At 70.1% G+C, this 281-nt stretch carries 1 protein-coding gene; it reads left to right on the forward strand.

Annotation, left to right across the window (positions count from 1 at the left end; genetic code table 11):
* A partial coding sequence (locus UK12_RS35515; protein ID WP_045307356.1) for a KR domain-containing protein occupies positions 1 to 281 on the forward strand: 281 nt, incomplete at both ends.

Raw genomic sequence — 281 nt, forward strand, 5'->3', positions numbered from 1 at the left:
CCGGGCAGTTGTTGCTGACGAGCCGTCGTGGTCTGGATGCGCCGGGTGCTGCCGAACTGCGTGATGAGCTGGCCGGGTTGGGTGCGACCGTCACGGTGGACGCGTGTGATGTGGCCGACCGGGAGGCGCTGGCCGGTCTGCTCGACTCGGTCGAGCTGTCGGCGGTGTTCCACACGGCCGGGGTGCTGGACGACGGTGTCGTCGACGGCCTGACGGTGGAGCGGTTCGCCACGGTGGCGCGTCCGAAGGTGGATGCGGCGCTCAACCTGCACGAGCTGACG

Source organism: Saccharothrix sp. ST-888, assembly GCF_000955975.1.
Taxonomy (GTDB): Bacteria; Actinomycetota; Actinomycetes; order Streptomycetales; family Streptomycetaceae; genus Kitasatospora.